Origin of the sequence: Frigoribacterium sp. VKM Ac-2836, from assembly GCF_013248995.1 — a bacterium.
Taxonomy (GTDB): Bacteria; Actinomycetota; Actinomycetes; order Actinomycetales; family Microbacteriaceae; genus Frigoribacterium.
Map to the genome: position 1 here is coordinate 84583 of NZ_JABRPK010000002.1, position 21179 is coordinate 105761.

General features: G+C 71.0%; 21 protein-coding genes. 10 read left to right on the forward strand and 11 right to left on the reverse strand.

Going from position 1 to position 21179, the window contains the following annotated elements; translation table 11 throughout:
- Nucleotides 1-52 precede the first annotated feature (52 nt).
- Nucleotides 53-823 carry a dienelactone hydrolase family protein gene (locus HRF36_RS06705; RefSeq protein ID WP_173208250.1) on the forward strand — a complete coding sequence of 257 codons (771 nt, stop codon included), beginning with the start codon at nucleotides 53-55 and terminating at the stop codon, nucleotides 821-823.
- A 68-nt stretch (nucleotides 824-891) separates the two neighbouring features.
- Here HRF36_RS06705 and HRF36_RS06710 read toward each other — a convergent pair whose 3' ends face one another.
- Complete coding sequence (locus HRF36_RS06710) at nucleotides 892-1929, reverse strand: LacI family DNA-binding transcriptional regulator (RefSeq protein ID WP_173209908.1); 1038 nt, start codon at nucleotides 1927-1929, stop codon at nucleotides 892-894.
- A gap of 259 nt (nucleotides 1930-2188) precedes the next feature.
- On the opposite strand from HRF36_RS06710, the gene HRF36_RS06715 reads away from it, so the two are divergent.
- The 6 genes from HRF36_RS06715 to HRF36_RS06740 all read left to right on the forward strand — a co-directional run bounded on the left by HRF36_RS06715 (nucleotide 2189) and on the right by HRF36_RS06740 (nucleotide 8409).
- Nucleotides 2189-3424 (forward strand): ABC transporter substrate-binding protein, encoded by a 1236-nt coding sequence (locus HRF36_RS06715; protein ID WP_173208253.1) that lies wholly within the window; start codon nucleotides 2189-2191, stop codon nucleotides 3422-3424.
- Between the two features lie 55 nt (nucleotides 3425-3479).
- Complete coding sequence (locus HRF36_RS06720; RefSeq protein ID WP_173209910.1) at nucleotides 3480-4409, forward strand: carbohydrate ABC transporter permease; 930 nt, start codon at nucleotides 3480-3482, stop codon at nucleotides 4407-4409.
- The gene (locus HRF36_RS06725) at nucleotides 4402-5283 is read left to right on the forward strand and encodes a carbohydrate ABC transporter permease (protein ID WP_173208256.1); all 882 of its coding nucleotides are present in this window, start codon (nucleotides 4402-4404) and stop codon (nucleotides 5281-5283) included. The genes HRF36_RS06720 and HRF36_RS06725 overlap by 8 nt, the downstream gene beginning before the upstream one ends.
- Before the next feature lie 17 nt (nucleotides 5284-5300).
- The gene (locus HRF36_RS06730) at nucleotides 5301-6080 is read left to right on the forward strand and encodes a ThuA domain-containing protein (protein WP_173208259.1); all 780 of its coding nucleotides are present in this window, start codon (nucleotides 5301-5303) and stop codon (nucleotides 6078-6080) included.
- Nucleotides 6081-6151: 71 nt separating this feature from the next.
- On the forward strand, nucleotides 6152-7237 hold the full coding sequence (locus HRF36_RS06735) for a Gfo/Idh/MocA family protein (protein ID WP_173209912.1): 1086 nt from the start codon (nucleotides 6152-6154) through the stop codon (nucleotides 7235-7237).
- Nucleotides 7234-8409 (forward strand): Gfo/Idh/MocA family protein, encoded by a 1176-nt coding sequence (locus tag HRF36_RS06740; RefSeq protein ID WP_371740058.1) that lies wholly within the window; start codon nucleotides 7234-7236, stop codon nucleotides 8407-8409. Before HRF36_RS06735 ends, HRF36_RS06740 begins: the two co-directional genes overlap by 4 nt.
- 141 nt (nucleotides 8410-8550) lie before the next feature.
- On the opposite strand, the gene HRF36_RS06745 is transcribed toward HRF36_RS06740, so the two are convergent.
- Nucleotides 8551-8934 carry a hypothetical protein gene (locus HRF36_RS06745; RefSeq protein WP_173208262.1) on the reverse strand — a complete coding sequence of 128 codons (384 nt, stop codon included), beginning with the start codon at nucleotides 8932-8934 and terminating at the stop codon, nucleotides 8551-8553.
- Between the two features lie 174 nt (nucleotides 8935-9108).
- On the opposite strand from HRF36_RS06745, the gene HRF36_RS06750 reads away from it, so the two are divergent.
- The 3 genes from HRF36_RS06750 (at nucleotide 9109) to HRF36_RS06760 (ending at nucleotide 11363) form a co-directional block, all read left to right on the forward strand.
- On the forward strand, nucleotides 9109-10023 hold the full coding sequence (locus HRF36_RS06750) for an NmrA family NAD(P)-binding protein (protein ID WP_173208265.1): 915 nt from the start codon (nucleotides 9109-9111) through the stop codon (nucleotides 10021-10023).
- Complete coding sequence (locus HRF36_RS06755; RefSeq protein WP_173208268.1) at nucleotides 10020-10505, forward strand: tetratricopeptide repeat protein; 486 nt, start codon at nucleotides 10020-10022, stop codon at nucleotides 10503-10505. The genes HRF36_RS06750 and HRF36_RS06755 overlap by 4 nt, the downstream gene beginning before the upstream one ends.
- A gap of 102 nt (nucleotides 10506-10607) precedes the next feature.
- Nucleotides 10608-11363 carry a GntR family transcriptional regulator gene (locus HRF36_RS06760; RefSeq protein ID WP_173208271.1) on the forward strand — a complete coding sequence of 252 codons (756 nt, stop codon included), beginning with the start codon at nucleotides 10608-10610 and terminating at the stop codon, nucleotides 11361-11363.
- Nucleotides 11364-11384: 21 nt separating this feature from the next.
- Here the strand turns inward: HRF36_RS06760 and HRF36_RS06765 are convergent, their stop codons facing one another.
- The 9 genes from HRF36_RS06765 to iolC all read right to left on the reverse strand — a co-directional run bounded on the left by HRF36_RS06765 (nucleotide 11385) and on the right by iolC (nucleotide 21139).
- A complete protein-coding gene (locus tag HRF36_RS06765; protein ID WP_173208274.1) occupies nucleotides 11385-11804 on the reverse strand; it encodes a tautomerase family protein in 420 nt (139 codons plus the stop codon).
- A gap of 58 nt (nucleotides 11805-11862) precedes the next feature.
- Nucleotides 11863-12741, reverse strand: a complete 879-nt coding sequence (locus HRF36_RS06770) for a sugar phosphate isomerase/epimerase family protein (protein WP_173209916.1) — start codon at nucleotides 12739-12741, stop codon at nucleotides 11863-11865.
- 6 nt (nucleotides 12742-12747) lie between these two features.
- On the reverse strand, nucleotides 12748-13797 hold the full coding sequence (locus HRF36_RS06775; protein WP_173208277.1) for a Gfo/Idh/MocA family protein: 1050 nt from the start codon (nucleotides 13795-13797) through the stop codon (nucleotides 12748-12750).
- 47 nt (nucleotides 13798-13844) lie between these two features.
- A complete protein-coding gene (locus HRF36_RS06780; protein WP_173208280.1) occupies nucleotides 13845-14801 on the reverse strand; it encodes a sugar phosphate isomerase/epimerase in 957 nt (318 codons plus the stop codon).
- Nucleotides 14802-14839: 38 nt separating this feature from the next.
- Complete coding sequence (gene iolD, locus HRF36_RS06785) at nucleotides 14840-16738, reverse strand: 3D-(3,5/4)-trihydroxycyclohexane-1,2-dione acylhydrolase (decyclizing) (protein ID WP_173208283.1); 1899 nt, start codon at nucleotides 16736-16738, stop codon at nucleotides 14840-14842.
- Nucleotides 16735-17661, reverse strand: a complete 927-nt coding sequence (iolB, locus tag HRF36_RS06790; RefSeq protein ID WP_173208286.1) for a 5-deoxy-glucuronate isomerase — start codon at nucleotides 17659-17661, stop codon at nucleotides 16735-16737. The genes iolD and iolB overlap by 4 nt, the downstream gene beginning before the upstream one ends.
- 73 nt (nucleotides 17662-17734) lie before the next feature.
- Nucleotides 17735-19258: a CoA-acylating methylmalonate-semialdehyde dehydrogenase gene (locus tag HRF36_RS06795; protein ID WP_173208289.1), complete on the reverse strand. Its 1524-nt coding sequence runs from the start codon at nucleotides 19256-19258 to the stop codon at nucleotides 17735-17737.
- The gene (locus HRF36_RS06800; protein WP_173208291.1) at nucleotides 19255-20178 is read right to left on the reverse strand and encodes a class I fructose-bisphosphate aldolase; all 924 of its coding nucleotides are present in this window, start codon (nucleotides 20176-20178) and stop codon (nucleotides 19255-19257) included. Before HRF36_RS06800 ends, HRF36_RS06795 begins: the two co-directional genes overlap by 4 nt.
- Nucleotides 20171-21139, reverse strand: coding sequence for a 5-dehydro-2-deoxygluconokinase (gene iolC / locus HRF36_RS06805; protein WP_173208294.1), 969 nt, complete (start codon nucleotides 21137-21139; stop codon nucleotides 20171-20173). Before iolC ends, HRF36_RS06800 begins: the two co-directional genes overlap by 8 nt.
- Nucleotides 21140-21179 lie beyond the last annotated feature (40 nt).

Consider the following 21179-nt stretch of genomic DNA (forward strand, 5'->3'; position numbering starts at 1 on the left):
CGGCCCCGGAAACGCCGGGCCCCGCATCCCCTCCGCACCGAAGGTCGACACGATGACTGCTCCCCTGAACGTCACGACGGCCGACGTCGTGATCCCTACCGAGATCCCGACGGCGACCCCTGGGCTGAAGGGCCTCCTGGCCGTCCCCGAGGGAACAGGGCCGTGGCCCGCCGTCGTCATGGTGCACGAGGCGTTCGGACTGACCGACGAGATGCGGACGCAGGTCGTCCGGCTGGCGTCGGCGGGGTACGTCGTGCTGATGCCCGACCTCTTCACGGCGGGTGGCGCCAGGAGGTGTCTCGTGGCGACGTTCCGGGCGCTGATGTCGGGGTCGGGTCGGGCGTTCGACGACATCGAGTCCGCCCGTCGCCTCGTCGCGGGTCGGGCCGACGTGACGGGTGGCACGGGTGTGATCGGATTCTGCATGGGTGGTGGCTTCGCGCTGATGACGGCGTCCCGGGGCTTCGCCGCGTCCTCCGTGAACTACGGCCAGCTGCCGAAAGAGCTCGACGCCGTGCTGGTCGACGCGTGCCCGATCGTCGCGAGCTTCGGCGGACGGGACAAGTCGTTGAAGGGCGCCGCGGCACGGCTCGAGCAGGCGTTGGTGCGAGCGGACGTGCCGCACGACGTGAAGGAGTACCCGGATGCCGGCCACTCGTTCTTGGACGAGACCCTTCCGGGCCCGGCACCGCTTCGGCCGCTGCTGCGAGTCATGGGCGCCGGGCCGAGCCCGGCCGACGCGGCCGACGCGTGGGGGCGCATCGAGGCGTTCTTCGCCGAGCACCTGACACCGGCCGAGACGCAGTCGCCCGGATCGCGCTGAGCCCGGGAGGCGCGGTGTCGTCCGGACGCGCCCCGCGCCTCCTGCGCTCCCCCGGCTCGCCAGCCCTGCTACCCCCGTGCGCCCACCCCGCGCGCCGGGCCGCTCGACCCCGCGACGTGCAGCACGCACGGCAGCAGCACCTGGGTCAGCTCGGCCTCGGCTGCCGCACCCGCGCCGGCGTCCAGTCGGGCGACGAGCGACTCGACGGCGAGCCGACCCATCTCGACCCCCGGGGCGTCGAGGGTGGTCAGGGTGGGCTCGGTCGCGGCCCCGTTCGCCGTCGACGAGGCCAACGAGACGACCGACACGTCCCCCGGCACGCGGCGACCCGTGGCGGCCAGACCGCTGAGCAGGCCGCCGGTGGCGTCGTCCTTCATGATCAGGACGCCGGTCACGTCGGGCAGTGCCGCCACCAGGTCGTGTGCCGCTCGACGACCACCCGCGGCCGACGGCCCGCACGTGACCAACGCCGTGCGCAGGCCCCGACGCGCCACCGACCGCCGGAACGCCTCCTCGGTGCGGGCCGCCGGGCCGTACCCGACGATCGGGCTGGCCGAGAAGTCCTCGAGCACGAGGCCGATGCTCTGGTGCCCCAGGGACTCGAGGTGGTCGAGCGCCTGTTCCACCGCCTCCTCGAAGTCCATGTCGACGAACGGGACGCGGTCGTTCTGCGAGGTGCGCCCCATCGACACGAAGGGCAGGCCGAGCTCGAGCAGGGCGTCGACGCGGCTGTCGTGCAATTGCACCTCCATCACGAGCACGCCGTCGACGAGGCGACCCGACACGAGGTCGCGGACGTCCTGGTCGGTCTCGCCGCTCGGCCAGAGCACGAGGTGGTAGCCCAGTTCGGAGGCACGGGTGGCGGCGCTCATGAACATGCGCAGCGCGATGCCGCCGAGGCGCTCCTCGAGAGCCGGGAAGAGCAGCGCGACGATGCGGGTGCGCTTGCTGGCGAGCGCGCGGGCGACGACGTTGTTCGTGTAGCCGAGCTCGGTCATCGCGTCGGTGACCCGCTGGTGTGTGGTGGGCGAGACGCTCCTCGAGCCGTTGACGACGAACGACACCGTCGCGATCGACACCCCGGCCCGCGCCGCCACCTCTCGCATGGTCGCCACGGCGCCCTCCCTTCCTGCCGCTCAGGTTAGTGCGGCGCGACCACCCCACCCGACCGCCCGGTCGAGGAGGCGCGACCAGGGCCCCTGCGTGCCCCCGGTCACGGCAAATGTGGTTAACCGCTTTACAAGCTAAGCGGTTAACTGTTACTTTCTCGGCATCGGAGCCGCGACGTCGCGCTCCGCCTCTCGGGCCCGGCCCGGGTGGCCGACGTCGCGGGCCGCCCACCAGTCGCCAAGAGAGAGCTGAGCAATGAAGCCTGCATCGATCCGCACACGGTCCCTGACCGCGACCGCCCTGGTCGCCGTCGTCCCCCTCGTCCTCGCCGGGTGCACCGGTGGCGGTGGTGGAGGCGGGAACACCGGCGGCGAGGTCACCAAGCTGACCGTCGTCGACTACTACGGCGAGAACGACGAGAAGGTCATCACGTCCTTCCTCGACACCTGCGGTACCGAGAACGGCGTCGAGATCGAGCGCACGATGGTGCCCGGCGGCTCGCTCATCTCGCGCGTCCTGCAGCAGGCGTCGTCGCGCACCCTGCCCGACGTGCTCATGCTCGACAACCCCGACCTGGCCCAGATCGCCGAGACCGGGGCCCTCGCCCCCCTGTCCGACTTCGGCCTCGACGCCGACGGGTACGCCGAGGGCGTCGTCCAGTCGGGCACCTACGACGGCAAGCTCTACGGGCTGGCCCCGACGGTCAACACGATCGCGCTGTTCTACGACAAAAGCGTGCTCGCCGACGCGGGCATCGAGCCGCCCACGACGTGGGACGAGCTCGAGAGCGCCGCGAAGGCGCTCACCTCGGGCGACCGCTACGGCATGGCGGTCGACGCGAACGCCACCTACGAGGCGTCCTGGCAGTTCTTGCCGTTCATGTGGTCGAACGGCGGCGACGAGAAGGACATCGCGACCCCCGAGAGCGCCGAGGCCCTGCAGCTCTGGACCGACATGGTCGCCGACGGCTCGATGTCGAAGAGCGTCCTCAACTGGACCCAGGCCGACGTCAACGACCAGTTCATCGCCGGCAAGACCGCGATGATGGTCAACGGTCCGTGGCAGCTCCCCGCCCTCGATGCCGCGGGTGCCGACTACGGCGTCGTGACCATCCCCGTGAAGGACGCCTCCGACACCGCCGTCACCCCGCTCGGCGGCGAGGTGTGGACCGTGCCGCAGACCGGCGACGCGGCCCGCCAGGCCGTCGCCGCGAAGGTCGTCGCCTGCATGAACTCCGACGAGAACCAGCTCGCGATGGCCGAGCAACGCAACACCATCCCGTCGAAGACCTCGGTCGCCGACACGTACGCCGAGCAGCAGCCCGACCAGCAGGCCTTCGTCACGCTCGTCGCCAGCGCCCGCTCGCGCACGGCCGAGCTCGGTGCCGAGTGGCCGACCGCAGCGACCGCGATCTACACGGCCATCCAGGCGGCCCTCACCGGTCAGGCCTCGCCGGAGAAGGCACTCGACGACGCCCAGGCGAGCAACTGACGTGACCACCGCCACCCCCCTCGCCCCCCGGCGGGCCGCCGACGACGACACCGCGGTGTCGCGTCGGCGGCCCGGCCGGGCCGGGCCCGGCTCGCCCCGGCGTCGCACCCTGACCTGGGAGCGGATCTCGCAGCTGCTCTTCGTGGTGCCGGCCGCCGTCTTCCTGCTGTTGTTCTTCGGCTACCCCGTCGTCAAGAACCTCGTCATGAGCTTCCAGGCGTACACGACCACCACGTTCTACACGGGCGAGGCCCCCTGGGTCGGGTTCGCGAACTACGCGAAGGTGCTCGGATCGCAGCTGTTCGGCACCGCGCTGCTCAACACGGCACTGTTCACCATCGGCTCGATCGTCGGCCAGTTCGTCATCGGCCTGCTGTTCGCGTTGTTCTTCCGCCGGGCGTTCCCGCTGAACGGCGTGCTGCGCTCGTTGCTGCTGCTGCCCTGGCTGTTGCCGCTGATCGTCTCGAGCGCGGTCTGGAAGTGGATCCTCGACCAGGACTCCGGCGTGCTCAACCAGTTCCTCGGATCGTTCGGCGTCCCGGCCGTGCCCTGGCTGACCAGCCCGAGCGTCGCCCTGCTGACCGTGGTGCTCGTGAACGTCTGGATCGGCATCCCCTTCAACACGACGATCCTCTACGGCGGGCTGCAGGACATCCCGACCGAGCTCTACGAGGCCGCGTCACTCGACGGTGCCACCGGGTTCAAGGGGTTCCGCCACGTCACCTGGCCCCTGCTGCGGCCGGTGGTCAGCGTCGTGCTCGTGCTCGGCGTCGTCTACACGATCAAGGTGCTCGACATCATCCTCGGCTTGACCAACGGCGGGCCCGCGAACGCGACGCAGACCATCGCGACGCAGTCGTACGCCCTGTCGTTCCAGCAGTTCGACTTCGGCTCGGGTGCCGCGCTCAGCAACGTGCTGATCGTCATCTCGGCCGTGTTCGCCGTCGTGTACCTGCGACTCAACCGGAAGGCCGTCGATGAGTGAGACCGCCCTGCGCGTGCCGAGCACGCGGGCCGTTGCCCGCGGCACCCGGCCGCGTCGCCCCCGGGCCGAGGGCCCGAAGAAGTACGCCCTGACCGCCGTGGGCGTGCTGCTGCTCGCCGTCATGCTGTTTCCCGTCTACTGGATGGTCAACATCTCGCTGCAGCCCGCGGGCTCGGCGATCGAGGCCGAGTGGTTCCCGTTCCAGGCGCAGTTCGGCGGCTACGCCCAGGCCCTCGCCGATCAGGGCCGCAACCTGGTCACGAGCCTCGTGATCGCGCTCGGCAGTGTCGTCCTCAGCCTCGTCATCGCGACCCCCGCCTCCTACGCCCTGGCGCAGTTCAAGGTGAGGGGCGTGAACGCCGTGCTGTTCGCCATCTTGATCTCGCAGATGATCCCGGGCATCGTCGTCGCGAACGCGCTGTACGCGGCGTACAACGACCTCGGTCTGCTGAACTCGATCCCCGGGTTGATCCTCGCCGACTCGACCGCCGGGGTCCCGTTCGCCATCTTGATCATGCGGGCGTTCATGCTGAACATCCCCACCTCGATCATCGAGGCGGCGAAGGTCGACGGCGCCGGCAACTTCCGGGCGTTCCGCAGCATCGTGCTGCCGATCAGCCGCAACGCCATGATCACGGCCGGGCTCTTCACGTTCCTGTTCACCTGGAGCGACTTCCTGATGGCCCTGACCCTGACCACCACGACCGACATCCGGCCGATCACGCTGGGCATCTACCAGTACATCGGCACCTACACCGCCGACTGGTCGACCGTGATGGCCGCCGCCGTGCTCGCCTCGCTGCCGGCCATCGTGCTGCTGCTCGCGGCACAGAAGTTCATCGCCGCCGGTGCCACCGGCGGAGCGGTCAAATGACACACGAGAGGACCACCATGACCACCACACCGTTGCGCGTCACCGTCTGGGGCGAGAACGTCCACGAGAAGGTCGAGCAGCACGTCGCCGACCGGTACCCCGACGGCATGCACGGCGCGATCGCGGCCGGCATCGCCGAGAACCTGCCCGACGCCGTCGTCCGCACCGCCACCATGGACCAGCCCGAGCACGGCCTCACCGAGAGCGTGCTCGAGCAGACCGACGTGCTGACCTGGTGGGGCCACGCCGCCCACGCCGACGTCGACGACGAGATCGTCGAGCGCGTTCACCGTCACGTGCTCGCCGGCATGGGGCTGGTCGTGCTGCACTCGGGCCACTGGTCGAAGATCTTCACCAAGCTGATGGGCACGACGTGCACCCTGCGCTGGCGCAGCGAGCACGATCGCGAACTCGTGTGGACGGTCAACCCGCAGCACCCGATCACCCGGGGCGTGCCCAACCCGATCGTCATCCCCGAACAAGAGATGTACGGCGAGTACTTCGACGTGCCGACGCCCGACGAGCTGATCTTCATCTCGGGCTTCACCGGCGGCGAGGTGTTCCGCAGCGGCATGACCTACCGTCGCGGCTTCGGCAAGATCTTCTTCTTCTCGCCCGGCGACCAGGACTTCCCGGTCTACTTCCACCCGGACGTGCGCCGCGTCGTCTCGAACGGTGCCGAGTGGGCCCGCCCCGAGCGCGAACGCGCGACGCCCACCCTGCTGCGCTACGACCTCGGCGAGTACTTCGACGGCAAGGACTACTCGGGCCCGATCGACGAACCGGTCGAGGCGTGACCGCCGACGTCGGTGCCGCGGGTGCCGCGACCCCCGGCGGCTTCCGCCGACTCGAGAACGCAGGAGGCGCGGTGCGCGTGATCCAGGTCGGCGCCGGTGAGATGGGCCGGGCCTGGCTGCGCACCGTGGCCGAGTCCTCGGACGTCGACCTGGTCGGCATCGTCGACCTCGACCTCGACGCCGCCCGCGCCGGAGCCGCTGCGGCGGGCCTGCCCGACCTGCCCGTCGACCGCGACCTGGCGCAGCTGATCGAGCGCACCTCCCCGGACGCCGTGCTCGACGTGACCGTGCCGGTCGCGCACCACCCCGTCACGATGCAGGCGCTGCGGCTCGGCCTGCCCGTGCTGGGCGAGAAGCCGGCCGCCCAGACGGTCGCCGAGGCCCTGTCGCTGACGGCGGCGGCCGAGGTGACGGGCGAGCTGTTCATGGTGTCGCAGTCGCGCCGGTACAACGACCAGCTCGTCGCGCTGCGCGCTCACGCAGGCCTTCTCGGCGACGTCGGCATGGTCTCGACGTCGTTCGCCCGGGCACCGCACTTCGGCGGGTTCCGCGAGCAGATGGACGACGTGCTGCTGCTCGACATGGCGATCCATGCCTTCGACTCGGCGCGGTACCTGATCGGCCGCGATCCCGTCTCGGTGTGGTGCGACTCGTGGAACCCGTCGTGGTCGTGGTACCGCGGCGACGCGGCCGCGAGCGTCGTGGTCGAGTTCGAGGGCGGCATCCGGTACCGCTACGACGGGTCGTGGTGCAGCCCCGGCGCCGAGACGTCGTGGAACGGCGCCTGGCGCGTCTCGGGCTCGAACGGCACGGCCCTGTGGTCGGGCGACGACGAACCCACCAGCGACCTCGACGGCACCGCCGGCACCCCCGCCGCGCAGGCGAGCGTCGGCGTCGAGATCGCCGGTTCGCTGGCGGCCTTCACGCGGGCGCTGCGGTCCGGCGACCGGCCCGACGGCGAGGTCCACGGCAACGTGATGAGTCTGGTGATGGTCGAGGCGGCGATCGCGTCGACGCGCAGCGGGCAGCGGGTGCTGGTCGACGAGGTGCTCGAGAGGGCGCACCGTGAGGCCGTCGCGGCCGAGCGCGACCCCGAGGTGCGTGCCCGCCTCGAGTCGTGGCGGTCCGTGCGGGGTGCCCTGCAGGAGGCGCGGTGAGCCACCGGGGCGAGCTGCGGTTCGCCCTCGTCGGACACGGGTTCATGGGCGCGGCGCACTCGCAGGCCCTGCGGGTCGCCCCGGCCTTCGTCGACCTGCCGCTGGCTCCGGTGATGGCGACGCTGGTCGGCCGCGACGTGGCCGCCACCCGCGCCGCCGCCGACCGGTGGGGCTGGCGCTCGACCGCGTCGGACTGGCGCGAGGTGCTCGACGACCCCGAGATCGACGTCGTCGACATCTGCTCACCCGGGTCGACCCACGTCGAGATCGCGGTGGCGGCGCTCGAGGCCGGTAAGCACGTGCTCTGCGAGAAGCCGCTGGCCAACACGGTGGCCGAGGCCGAACGCATGGCCGAGGCCGCGGCGAGCGCCGCCGAGCGCGGCGTCTTCGCGATGGTGGGCTTCTCGTACCGCCGGGTGCCCGCGGTGACGCTGGCCCGCGACGTCGTGCGGTCGGGGCGCGTCGGCGAGGTGCGCCAGATCAGGGCGCAGTACCTGCAGGACTGGCTCGTCGACGCCGACGACCCGATGACCTGGCGGCTCGACAAGGCGGTCGCCGGCTCGGGCGCACTCGGCGACATCGGGGCGCACGCGGTCGACGCGGCGCAGTTCGTGACCGGCCTGGGCATGGCCGAGGTCTCGGGCACGCTGCACACATTCGTGACCGAGCGGCCACTGGTCGACGAGTCGGTCGCGACCTCGGGCCTCGGCGGCGTCGCGGGCTCGGAGCGCGGCGCGGTGACCGTCGACGACGCCGCCTGGTTCACGGCCCGGATGGACGGAGGCGCGATCGCGTCCGTCGAGGCGTCGCGGTTCGCGACCGGCCGGAAGAACGCCTTCCGGCTCGAGGTCTCGGGGTCGCGGGGGGCCGTGGCGTTCGATCTCGAGCGTCCCAACGAGCTCGAGCTGCTCGAGGTCGACGGCCCCGAGTCGGGCTTCCGCCGCGTGCTGGTGACCGAGCCGGAGCACCCCTACCTCGGCGCATGGTGGCCCGCGGGTCACGGCCTCGGCTGGGAGCACGCGTTCACCCACCAGCTGAGCGACCTCGTGGTGGCCCTGGCCGCGGGCCGGCAGCCGACGCCGTCGTTCGCCGACGGGCTGCAGGTGCAGCGGGTGCTGGACGCGGTCGAACGGTCGTCGGGGGCCGGGTCGATCTGGACGCCCGTCGGCTGAGCCCGGTGCCGGTGCCGGTGCCGGTGCCGGTGCCGGTGCCGGACCGCACACCGCCACGATGTGAACACGCCGCCACGGTTGAACATGGCGGCGTGTTCATTACGTGGCGGGGTGACGCGAGCAGGTCGGCGCCGCCACCGGCTACCCGCGGCGGCGGCTCGCCACGAGAGCGACGACGAGCCCCGAGATGACGGCGGCACCCACGGCGTTGGTGACGCGGGTGCGGTGTCGGTAGCGGCGGTGCGCGTCGTCGGTGGCCTCGCGGGCGGCGGTGGCCACGGTCTCGGCGACGTCGCGCACGGTCTTCTCGGCCCGGTCGGCGATCACTTCGGCACGGTCGACCAGGTCGTGGGCCGACGACCCGGCCCTGTCCGTGACGTCGCGCACCACGGTCTCGGCGCGGCCCGCGAGGTCGTGCAGGGCGCCGCGGGCGACGGGCGGCACGACGTCGGAGCCGTCGATGAGCTCACGGGCCCGGCGGGCGGCGCGGGTGACGAAGTCGTCGGGGTCGGTGGTGCTGCTCATGGCGGGCTCTCCGTTCGCCCGGGCGCGGGTGCGCGGGGTCCCCGCCATCGTGCTCCCCTCCGAACGGTGCGGGTATGCCCGTCCTGGCATCGTGCGACCCGACCCGACCCGCACCGCCCACGCCGCCGAACGCGCAGACTGGCCTCCGACCCTCTGACGGAACGAGCCCCTCCCATGACCACCACCGTCCTCCTCGCCGGTGCGACCGGCGACCTCGGGCAGCGCATCGCCCACGAACTGCTGGGACACGACTCCGGCGACGTGCGCCTGCGCGTCCTGACCCGCCCCGGCAGCACCGGCGCGACCACGCTGTTCGGTGACGACGACCGGGTCGAGGTGATCCGCGCCTCCTACACGGACGTGCCCGCCCTGACCGAGGCCGCCCGCGGTGCCGACGTCGTCGTGTCGGCCGTGAGCGGCGTCCGCCCGGTGATCGTCGACGCGCAACGCGCGCTGCTGAAGGCAGCCGTCGCGGCGGGCGTGCCGCGGTTCGTGCCGTCGGACTACTCGGCCGACTACCGCAGCATCCCGCCGGGCAGCAACCGCAACTTCGAGCTGCGGCGAGAGTTCGCAGCCGACGTCGACGCGGCTCCGATCCGGGCGACGTCGGTGCTGAACGGCATGTTCACCGACCTGCTGACCGGCGACGCGCCGATGGTCCTGTTCGACCGCAAGCGGGTGCTCTTCTGGTCATCGGCCGACCAGGTGCTCGACTTCACGACGAAGGACGACGTCGCCCACGTCGTCGCCCGGGTCGCGCTCGACCCCGAGGCACCGCGCGTCGTCGAGGTCGCCGGGGACCGGGTCACCGCCCGCCAGGTCGCCCGCACGATGAGCGAGCTGACGGGCCAGGTCTTCAGGCCGCAGTGGGCCGGCACGACCGGCACCCTCTCGGCGATGGCGGCCGTCATGCGTCTGACCTCGAAGGGCGACGACACCTTCCCCGCCTGGCAGGGCATGCAGTACTTCGTCAACATGTTCAGCGGCGACGCGCAGCTGCGGCACGTCGACAACGACCGCTACGGCCCCGAGCGCTGGACGACCGTGCGCGACGTCCTCGCGACGCGCGTCGGTACCGTGGGCCGATGAGCACCGCAGACTGGGAGGACCGTGTCGCCGCCCTCTGGGCCGACCAGACCGTCGACGACGAGGAACGCATCGAGCGCATGACCTCGTTGGCCGCCGATGCGCCGCATCCCGCGGTGGGGTCGTTCGAGGTGGGCGGAGCCTACGACTCCGGCGGCCGTGAGACCGAGGCCCACGTCCACTACGCGGCGGCGACCGAGGCCGGGCTCGACACCGTCGATCCTGCCCGGGCCGCGCAGATGGTCGTGCAACATGCCTCGACCCTGCGCAACCTCGGCCGGGTCGACGAGGCCATCGCCATGCTGCGGGCCGCCCCGACGCACCCGGCCACCGGGGCCGCCCCACGAGTCTTCCTCGCGCTCGCCCTGCACAGCGCCGGTCGCTCCGACGAGGCCCTGCGGGTCGCGATCGAGGCCGTCGAACCGACCCTCCCCCGCTATCACCGCTCGGTCCGGGCCTATGCGGCCGCGTTGACCGAGGCCTGACCCTGCCGAGGCCCGTCCGAGGCACCGACCTGACCGCGAGATGGCCCCGCGCACGCGTCGGCCGTAAGGTTGTCACGACATGCATCCGGGTGAGGGGATCACATGACCGACGCGAAGCTACCGGCGGACCTCTTCGCCGACCTCGACCGTGGCAGCCCCGTCCCGCTGTGGTACCAGATCTCGACGAGGCTCGAGGCGGCGATCCTGGGTGGCCGGCTACCGGCAGGTGCTCGGCTCGAGAACGAGGTCGGCCTGGGTGAACGGCTCGGCCTGTCGCGGCCCACGGTCCGCCGGGCGATCCAGGAACTCGTCGACAAGGGCCTCGTCGTCCGACGGCGTGGCATCGGCACCCAGGTCGTGCACGGGCCCGTGACCCGCAACGTCGAGTTGACCAGCCTGTTCGAAGACCTGGCCGACAGTGGCAAGGCCCCGACGACGAGCGTGCTCGCGCACCAGGTCGTGGCGGCCGACGAGCGGACGGCCCTGGCTCTCGGCATCGACGTCGGCGACGAGGTCAGCCGTGTCCGGCGACTGCGCCTGGCGGACGGGGTCCCCGTCGCGGTGCTCGAGAACTACTTGCCTCTCGACCTCGCCCCGTTCTCGGACGCCGACCTCGCCGGCCAGGGGCTGTACCAGCTGCTGCGCGCCCACGGCGTCACGATCCGAGTGGCGAAGCAGCGCATCGGGGCCCGGGCCGCGCACGCCGACGAGGCGCACCTGCTCGAGATCGAGCCGCGCGGAGCCGTGCTGACGATGACCCGCACGGCCTACGACGCATCCGGACGGGCGGTCGAGGTCGGGCACCACTGCTACCGACCCGATCTCTACTCGTTCTCGATCACCCTCGTCGACAAGTAGGCGCGGGCCGGCGCCGAGTCGTCAACCCACCGTCCCGGCGGCAGACGGGACCCTCAGGTCACCTGTCATGTACTGGGCCACGCCGAAACCGAACGACCAGTCCTGCGGACCGTTCTCGACGTAGCCGATGAAGACGTCTTCTCCGCCCACACCGACGCTCTCGAGACCCGTTGCGATGCGGGCGTAGAGGGCCTGCTTCGCCTCGTCGGTGCGCCCTCTCTGGGTGAAGACCTGGATCATGACGACTCCACCGGTCCGCTCGAAGCCGAGCCCGGCGTCTTGAGCGACGATGCGCCCTGCCGGCAGCTCGCTGATCACCTGGAAGCGGTCGCGAGGTGGGATGCCGTAGACCTCGACGATGGCGTCGTGGACGGCGTCGGCGATGCCGGTGATCTGGTCGGGGGTGCGACCGGGCATGAGGTCGATGCGGACGAGGGGCATGGTGTCCTTCTTTCTGCGGATGTCGTCACGTGGGGTCGGGGTGGATGCCGACGGGTGGTCAGGCGCGCGACGCGGACTCGATCCGTGCGCGGATCTGCTCTCGTTGGTAGCGGCTCACCGCGTCGACCGATTCGTCCTCGGCGAACACGCTCGACACGGCGACGGTGTCGTCGCGGTCGAAGAAGCCGAGCCGGTGCAGGCCACCGAAGAAGCCGTCCCAGTCGACGTCACCGTCCCCGATCTTCAGGTGCTGGTGGACGCGGGCCACGTTGCCGGGCGGGTTGCTGATGTACCTCAGCCCGTGCGAGCGGCGGTGGTCGAACGTGTCGGCGATGTGGACGAGGCCGAGTGATCGCCCGGCGGCGGCCATGATCCCGGCCATGTCGCCGCCGTAGTGGAAGGTGTGGCACGCGACGTAGGCGAGACCGACCTGCTTCGTGTTGAGGCCGCGGATGACCCGGAGGGCTTCGAGACCGTCCTCGACGAAGTCGTCCGGGTGCGGGTCGATGAACACACGGATGCCCTCGCGTTCGAGGACGGGCAGCAACTCTTCCATCGACCAGTAGAACTGGCGCTCGGATTCTTCCGACAACTCGGGTCGACCGCTGAACTCGGTGTTGATCACCCCGACACCGAGGCGTGCGGTGATCTCGATCACGCGCTTCCAGTGCTTGACGGCGGCCCGGCGGGACTCCTCGTCGGGACCGGACCAGCGCAGGACGGGCAGGACGGACGCGATCTCGACCCGCGCCTCTTTACAGGCCGCCGCGAAGGCGTCGACGAGGTCGTCGTCGGCCTTCGGGTGTCGGAAGAACGGGATGAAATCGCGGTGCGGCGTCAGCTGCAGGTGGTCGTAACCCAATTCGGCGACCTTGGCCGGCAACTCGAGCAAGGAGTGGCCGTGGTGCAGCGGGGTCGGGTCGAGGGCGATCTTCACCACCGGTCACTCCCCCGTCACGGCGGTGCCGGGCAGGTCGTAGAAGGACGGCTTGGCCATGGCGTAGTCGACCTCGACTCGGCGGCCGGTCTTCTGCGCCTCGACGCCGGCGGTGGCGACGACGCTCGCCAGGTAGCCGTCCCAGGCGCTCGGACCGTCGATGGTGCCTCGTCGGGCGGCATCGACCCAGCGCTGCACCTGCGTGTCGTAGGCGGCGCCGAAGCGCTCTTTGAACGTGGGGGGCACCGGCACACCGGACCGAGCGGCCGTCGTGAGCTGGAGGCCGGTCTCGCGACCGATCGAGGCGACACCGCTCTCGAAGACGGCGTCGGTGGTGACCTGGTAGCCGAACTGGATGTTGACGTTGATCTCGACGATCGCCATCGTGCCCGACTCGGTCTCGAGGATCACGAACTGCGGTTCGCGGAGGCCCTCGGGGGCGAGGGAGTTGCGGCGGGGTTTCTTGACCTCGACCGCCACGATCGGCTCGCCCGTGACGAAGGGCACGACGTCGATCTCGTGGATGACCGAGTCGAGGATCAGCATCTCTTCGGAGTAGCTCGGCGGGGTCGTGGCGTTGCGGTGAGCGCAGTGCAGGGCGAGCAGGGCGCCGTGGTCACCGGACGCGACGAGCGCGCGCAGGTCTTGGTACCCCTGGTCGAAGCGACGCATGAAACCGACCTGGATGTGCGGCCGGTCCAGTTTCTGCTCGGCCTCGAGCACGCGGAGCGAAGCGGCCTCGTCCGTCGTGAGGGGCTTCTCGCAGAGGATGGCCAGGCCGCGGTCGAGGGCGGGCATGAGCACGGCCTCGTGGAGGAACCCGGGGGTGGCGATGATCACGGCGTCGATCTCGGTGGCGGCGAGCGCCTGGTCGAAGTCGGACGCGGTGATCGCGCCGGGGGCGGTCGCCGCCGCGGCGTCGGCACGAGCGGTGTCGGGGTCGACCACGGCGACGACCGTGGCTCCGCTGATGGTGGACGTGATGCGGGCGACGTGGTCGGCGCCCATCATGCCGGCGCCGACGACGGCGACACGGAGGTCGGGGGTGGTGGTCACGGGGTTTCTCCTTCTGGGCGGGGTCGTCGGGACGTCGACGGTGTTCGTCAGACGAGGCGGGAGCGCGGTGAGCAGCTCATGATGTGCTCGCGCGTGCGGGTGGCGATGCCGAGCGGCAGGTCGATCGACTCGACGGGGAACATGTCCTGCTCGACGATCGCGAAGATCTCGGGGTCGATGCGGCTCACGGCCTCGAGCACGGGTGCCAGTTCGGGCACGCCCTTCGGGGGTTCGACCATGACACCCTGGGCCACCGCGTCGCCGAACGGCACGTCGTTCTTCAGCACGGTGAAGCGGAGGTCGGAGTCGACCTGCTTGAGGTGCAGGTAGCCGATGCGGTCGGGGTGCTGCTCGACGAGGCGCACGGAGTCGCCGCCGTAGTACGCGAAGTGTCCGGTGTCGAGGCACAGGTTCGTGTAGCGGGCATCGGTCTCGGCCAGGAACCGCTCGGTCTCTTGGTGGGTGCCGACGTGGCTGTCGGCATGGGTGTGGAACTGTTGCTTCACGCCGAACTCCTCGAGGAGCGCCTTGCCGAGCTTGTCGTGGCCGGCGCCGAGCTTCGCCCACTGGTCGTCGGTGAGGGTGCGGGCCTCGAGCACCTCGCTCGTGGCGTCGCTGCGCCAGAGGTCGGGGATGACGACGAGGTGCTCGGCACCGAGCGTGGAAGCGAGCCCGGCGACGGCGAGGGCCTGGTCCCAGGCGCGCTGCCACTGGTCGTCGCCCTTGTGGAACCCGGTGAAGACCGTGCCGGCCGAGAGCTTCAGCTCGCGGCGGGCGAGTTCGTCCTCGAGCTGGTGGGGGTCGGTCGGGAGGTAGCCGTAGGGGCCGAGTTCGATCCAGTGGTAGCCGGCCTGTTGCACCTCGTCGAGGAACCGAGGCCACGGGACCTGGCTGGGGTGCTCGGGGAACCAGACGCCCCACGAGTCGGGCGCGGTGCCGACGCGGAGTCCGTGCCCGTCCGGGGCGGTGGGTGTGGCGTCGGGGTCGGTGACGGTGTCGGTCATGGCGGCGGTGCCTTTCGAGAGGGTGGGGTCGGGCGGGGTCAACCGAGCAGGGGACGCTGAGCGGCCTGCTGCCGTCGGTAGTCGGCCAGGGCGGCCGTGGTGCTGTCGAGCGTCGAGACCTGGGCGACCGGGACGTCCCACCACCCCTCGCCGTCCGGGGCGTAGACCAGCGGATCGCTGTTGACGTGGATGAGCGTGCTCGTGGTCGACGCCTTGGCCGTCGCGAGGGCCGCGGAGAGGTCGACCACGGCGTTCGGGGTCGGTTGCACCTCGATGACGTCCAGCCCGTAGCTGCGGGCGTTCATGGCCAGGTCGACGGGGAGCACGTCGGTGCCCTGGAAGTCGAGCGACTCGGGATCGAGCCTGCGGTAGAGGGTGCCGAAGCGCTCGGCGCCGACGGTCTCGGAGAGGTGGCCGATCGAGGCGTAACCGTGGTTCTGGATGAGCACCACGATGATCTTGATGCCCTCGGCGACGGCGGTGACCAGCTCGGTGTGGAGCATCAGGTACGAGCCGTCGCCGACCATGACGATGACGTCGCGGTCGGGGGCACCCCGCTTGACGCCGAGGCCGCCCGCGATCTCGTAGCCCATGCACGAGAAGGCGTACTCGACGTGGTAGCCGAGCGGGTCGCGGACCCGCCACAGCTTGTGCAGGTCACCGGGCAGCGACCCGGCCGCCTGGACGACGACGTCGGTGGGATCGCTGGCGGCCTGGACGGCCCCGATGATCTCGGGCTGCCCGGGGAGGGCGAGCCCCGAGGGCAGGAAGGCCTCGTCGACGAGGGCATCCCACGCCGCCTTCTCGGCGGCGACCCGGGTCGAGTGCCTGGTGGGCACGGTGTGCCCGGCCAGGGCCGTGGTCAGGGCGTCGAGGGTCTCGCGGGCATCGGCGACGACGGGCAGCTGAGACCCGTGCTTGTAGGCGTCGAAAGACGTGACGTTGACGTTGACGAAGCGCACGTCGCCGTCCCGGAAGGCCGTGCGGGAGGCGGTGGTGAAGTCGCTGTACCGGGTGCCGATGCCGATGACGAGGTCCGCCTCGGCGGCGATGCGGTTCGCGGCGGTGGTGCCGGTCGCACCGATGCCGCCCAGGTACTGCGGGTGGTCCCAACCGAGGGAGCCACCCCCGGCCTGAGTGGTCCCGACGGGGATTCCGGTCGCCCGGGCGAAGGCGTCGAGCTGCTGCTCCGCCCCCGAGTACAGGACTCCGCCACCGGCCACGACGACCGGTCGCTTCGCGGCGCGGATGGCGGCGACCGCCCGCTCGAGTGGTCCACGCTCGGGGACGGGACGTCTGACGTGCCACTCGCGGGGCTGCAGGAACTCGTCGGGCACGTCGAGCCATTCGGCCTGGACGTCCTCTGGCAGGGCGATCGTGACGGCGCCGGTCTCGGCCGGATCGGTCAGCACGCGCATCGCGGCGAGCGCGATCGAGAAGAGTTGCTCGGGGCGATCGACCCGGTCGAAGAACCGCGACAACGGCCGGAACGCGTCGGTCACCTGCAGGGACGTGTCGTGAGGCAGTTCGATCTGCTGCAGCACCGGGTCGCTGACCCGGGTCGCGAAGGTGTCGCTCGGCAGCAGCAGGGCCGGCAGGCGGTTGGTCGTCGCCAGCGCGGCGGCGGTGAGCATGTTGGCGGCCCCGGGGCCGACGGAGGCGGTGCTCGCGTAGGTCGCGCGCCTCCGGTGCATGCGGGCGTAGCCCACGGCCTGGTGCACCATGGCCTGCTCGTTCCGGGCCTGGAGGTACGGCATGAGGCCCGGACGGTCGACGTGGTACTGCTTGAGCGCCTGGCCGACACCGGCGACGTTGCCGTGGCCGAAGATGCCGAACATGCCCGGGATCGTGCGCTCTCGCACGTCGCCGTCGACGGTCCACTGGTTCGCGAGGAACTCGACGAGCGCCTGGCCGACGGTGAGTCTCTTCGTCGTCATCGACGCGGTCCTTTCGAGGGGGCGGTGGGGAGGTACGGCAGCCGGGGGTCGGGAGCCTGGGACTCCCAGCCGGCGCGGACCCACCCGTGGGCGGGGTCGTCGGTGATCAGCCAGGCGCGCTCGGCGTCGGGCCCCGCCATGACGTTGAGGTAATAGAGGTCGTAGCCGGGGGCGGCGACCGCCGGCCCGTGGTACCCGAACGGCACGAGGGCGACGTCGCCGGTGCGGACGAGCCGGTTCACGTCGATCTGCCCAGCGGGTGAGCTGTAGGCGGCGAACATGCCGAACGGGTCGGCCTGCTCGGGCGCGTCGACGCCGCGACTGACGGCGGATTCGAAGTAGTAGACCTCTTCGAGGCGGGACTCGATGCCGGGCAACCCCTCGTCGTGCTTGTGCGGGGGGTACGACGACCAGTTCTCGGCGGGCGTCACGACCTCGCAGACGATGAGCTTCTGGGCGTGCAGCCCGGCCGGGGTGCCGAAGTTGTGCACCTGGCGTGTGGATCGACCGGCGCCGCGGATCTCGACGGGGATGTCGTCGCGACGGAGCACCTGCACGTCGAGGACCTGGTCGGCGGGTGCCTCGGCGACCGCGACCCGACCGAGCCCGGTGACCACCGCCTCCGTCCGGACGCCAAGGTAGGCGACGTCGGCCGGCCCCTCGAAGACGGACGCCCGCCCGGCGAGCTCGAGGGTTCCCGACCCCCCTCGGGCGTCGTTCCACTCGACCACGACGTCACCCGCCAGAGGCACCACCATGCGCTCGACCGCACCGGCGGCGAGGGTCAACGAGACACCGTCGCCGAGCTCGCCGATGCGCAGGCCGGTGTGCTGCCAACCGTCGAGGTCGCCGTCGACGACGGTCTGCCAGCCGTCGCGGGTCAGGTCGCCGCGGGGGAAGAACCAGCGGGGGTCGTCGTTCATGTCGTCCACCTCATCATCGAGCGGAGCGGCCCGGGGCCGCGGGGGTAGTGCCTGGGGACAGATCGGGCGGGCGTCAGTTCTGGGGGAAGCCCAGGTCGACGCCGCCGTGGCTGGGGTCGAGCCAGCGTGACGTGATCGCCTTCTCGCGGGTGTAGAACTCGAAGCCTTGCAGGCCGTAGGCCTTGTCCGAACCGAAGATGCTGTCTTTGAAACCGCCGAACGAGTAGTACGCGACGGGTACCGGGATGGGCACGTTGATGCCGATCATGCCGACCTCGATCTCGGCTTGGAAGCGCCGCGCCGCGCCTCCGTCGTTGGTGAAGATCGCCGTGCCGTTGCCGTACGCGCCGGCGTTGATGAGCGCCACACCCTCGTCATACGACGCGACGCGGACGATCGAGAGCACGGGGCCGAAGATCTCTTCGGTGTAGACGCGGCTGGTGAGCGGCACTTTGTCGATCAGGGTGGGCCCGAGCCAGAAGCCGTCGGCCTCGCCGTCGACCTCGACGCCCCGACCGTCGACGACCACGTCGGCTCCGTCTTCGAGGGCGATGTCGATGTAGCTGGCGACCTTGTCGCGGTGCTGCTCGGTGACGAGGGGGCCCATGTCGCAGCTGCGTCGACCGTCGCCGACGGTGAGGCCGGCCATTCGCGCCGTGATCTTCTCGATCAGCTCGTCGGCCACGGGTTCGACCGCGACGACCACGCTGATGGCCATGCAGCGCTCGCCCGCCGAGCCGAATCCGGCGTTGATCGCGCTGTCGGCCACCAGGTCGAGGTCGGCGTCGGGCAGCACGAGCATGTGGTTCTTGGCTCCGCCGAGCGCCTGGACGCGCTTGCCGTGCTTGGCGGCGGTCTCGTAGATGTACTGGGCGATGGGCGTCGAACCGACGAACGAGATGGCCTTGACGTCGGGGTGCTCGAGCAGGCCGTCCACGGCGACCTTGTCGCCGTGGAGGACGGTGAAGACGCCCTCGGGCAGGCCGGCCTCGGCGAAGAGGCGGGCGAGGAACATCGCGCTCGACGGGTCTTTCTCGGAGGGCTTCAACACGACGGTGTTGCCGACCGCGATCGCGATCGGGAAGAACCACATCGGCACCATGGCCGGGAAGTTGAAGGGGCTGATGACGCCGACGACGCCGAGCGGTGCCTTGGTCGAGTACACGTCGACCCCGGTCGAGACCTGCTGTGAGAACTCACCCTTGATCAGGTGGGGGAACCCGGTGGCGAGTTCGACGACCTCGAGGCCGCGGGTGATCTCGCCGAGGGCGTCGCTCAGCACCTTGCCGTGCTCGCTGGTGAGGATCTCGGCCAGTTCACCCTTGCGCTCGTTGAGCAGCTCACGGAAGCGGAACATGATCTGCTGACGCTTCGTGATCGAGAGGTCGCGCCACGCGGGGAACGCCCGCCGCGCCGAGGCGACGGCGGCCTCGATCTCGGAGGCGCCGGCGAGCGAGACGTCCTTCGTCGCGACCCCGAGAGCCGGGTCGTAGACGGGGGCGGTGCGGCCGCTCGTGCCGGGCACCTCGGCGTTGTCGATCCAGTGCGGGACGAGGGGCCGGCCCGTGTCGGTGCTGGTGCTGGTTGCGCTGGTCATCGTCGTGCCGATCCGTTCGTGGTCGAGGGGGTGTGGACGAGGCCGGCGGCGTGGTCCACGGCTGCGGCGACGTCGTCGTCGCCCGGGTAGAGCAGGGTGCGCCCGACGACGAGTCCGCGGACGCCGGGCAGGGCGAGGGCCGCGGCCCAGCGGGCGTAGGTGTCGGCCGGGTCGACGGCGGGATCGCCCCCCAGCAGCAGCGTGGGCAGGGTCGTCGCCGCCATGACGCGTTCCATGTCGTCGACGACGGGCAGTTTGAGCCAGCTGTAGGCGGAGGACTCACCGAGGCCGGACGCGATGGCCACCGACTTGATGACGGCGTCGGCCGTGAGGTCGTTCGTCACGCGCCCGTCGACCCACGAGCTCATGAAGGGCTCGAGCATGATCGGGAGGCGCAGCCTGGCCGACTCCGTCACCGCGCGTGCCGTGGCGGCGAGTGTCGAGGCCGTGCCGGGGTCGTCGAGGGCGACGCGCACGAGCAGTTTCGCGAAGTCGAACCGGGAGTCGGCGATCGATGCGGCCGAGTACGCGGTGAACCGGTCGTCCAGCTCGAACGTGGCGCCCTGCAGTCCGCCGCGGTTCATGCTCCCGACGACGACCTTGCCGTCGAGGGCACCGAGCAGGGCGAGGTCCTCGAGGATGTCGGGGGTTCCGAGCACCCCGTCGACGCCCGGTCGATCGAGGGCGACGACGAGTCGACGGAGGAGGTCGTACCGGTCGGCCATGGCGGTCGGGTCTCGGCGGACACCGAGGGCCCCGCGGGCCGGGTGGTCCGCCGCGATGATGAAGAGGCGCCCGTCGGCACCCAGGGGTGCGGGCCGCGTGCGGGCGGCGAGGATCTCGGCCACCCGGTGCGGTTCGGCGGCCCTGACGGTGCGGAGGCGCTCGAAGTCGAGAACCGGGGCGGGGTGGTCAGACATGGTGTGCCTCCTCGAGGACGGCCTCGACCTCGTCGGTGGTGGGCATGGCGGTGGAGCACTCGAACCGGGTGGCGACGATGCCGCCGGCCGCGTTGGCGAAGCGCAGGGTGCGGTCGAGGGACCATCCCTCGATCAGTCCGTGGCACAGGGCGCCGCCGAACCCGTCGCCCGACCCGAGGCCGTTGATCACCTGGACGAGGTGCGCGGGCACCTCGATCCGTTCGTCTCGCGTCTTGGCGAGGACGCCCTTGGGGCCCTGCTTGACGACGGCCAGCTCGATGCCTCGTTCGAGGAGGGCGTCGGCCGCCCGCTCGGGCTCGGTCTCGCCGATGGCGATCTCGCACTCTTCGCGGTTGCCGACGGCGACGGTGACGTGCTCGAGGGCGCGCCCGACCTCTCGGGTGGCGACCTCGGGGTTCTTCCAGAACATGGGGCGGTAGTCGAGGTCGAGGATCGTCAGGGGCCGACGACCCCGGGCCTGCCAGGCGACGTGATGCGCCTGCCTGCTCGGTTCTTCGCTGAGGCCCGTGACCGTCGCCCAGAAGACCGTGGCCTTCTCGATGGCGGCGAGGTCGAGCGAGCCCGCGGTGATCATCAGGTCGGGTGCCTTCGGCTGCCGGTAGAAGTAGAGCGGGAAGTCGTCGGGCGGGAAGATCTCGCAGAACGTGACGGGGGTGTTGAGCCCGTCGACGGTCGAGACGAGCCGTGTCGAGACGCCGAGCCGGTCGAGCTCTCGGACGATGTAGCGACCGAAGGGGTCGTCACCGGTCCGGGTGACCACCGCGGATCGGCGACCGTGACGGGCGGCGGCGATGGCGACGTTGGTCGCGCTGCCACCGACGGATTTGCTGAAGGTCTCGACCTCTTCGAGCGGGACCCCGGACTGCTGGGGGTAGATGTCGACGCCGACGCGGCCCATGGTGAGGACCTCGTAGGGAGCGGTGTCGTTGTCGTCGGTCATGACGTGGTCGTCCTTTCGGGAGCCTGGCGTCGGGTCGCGG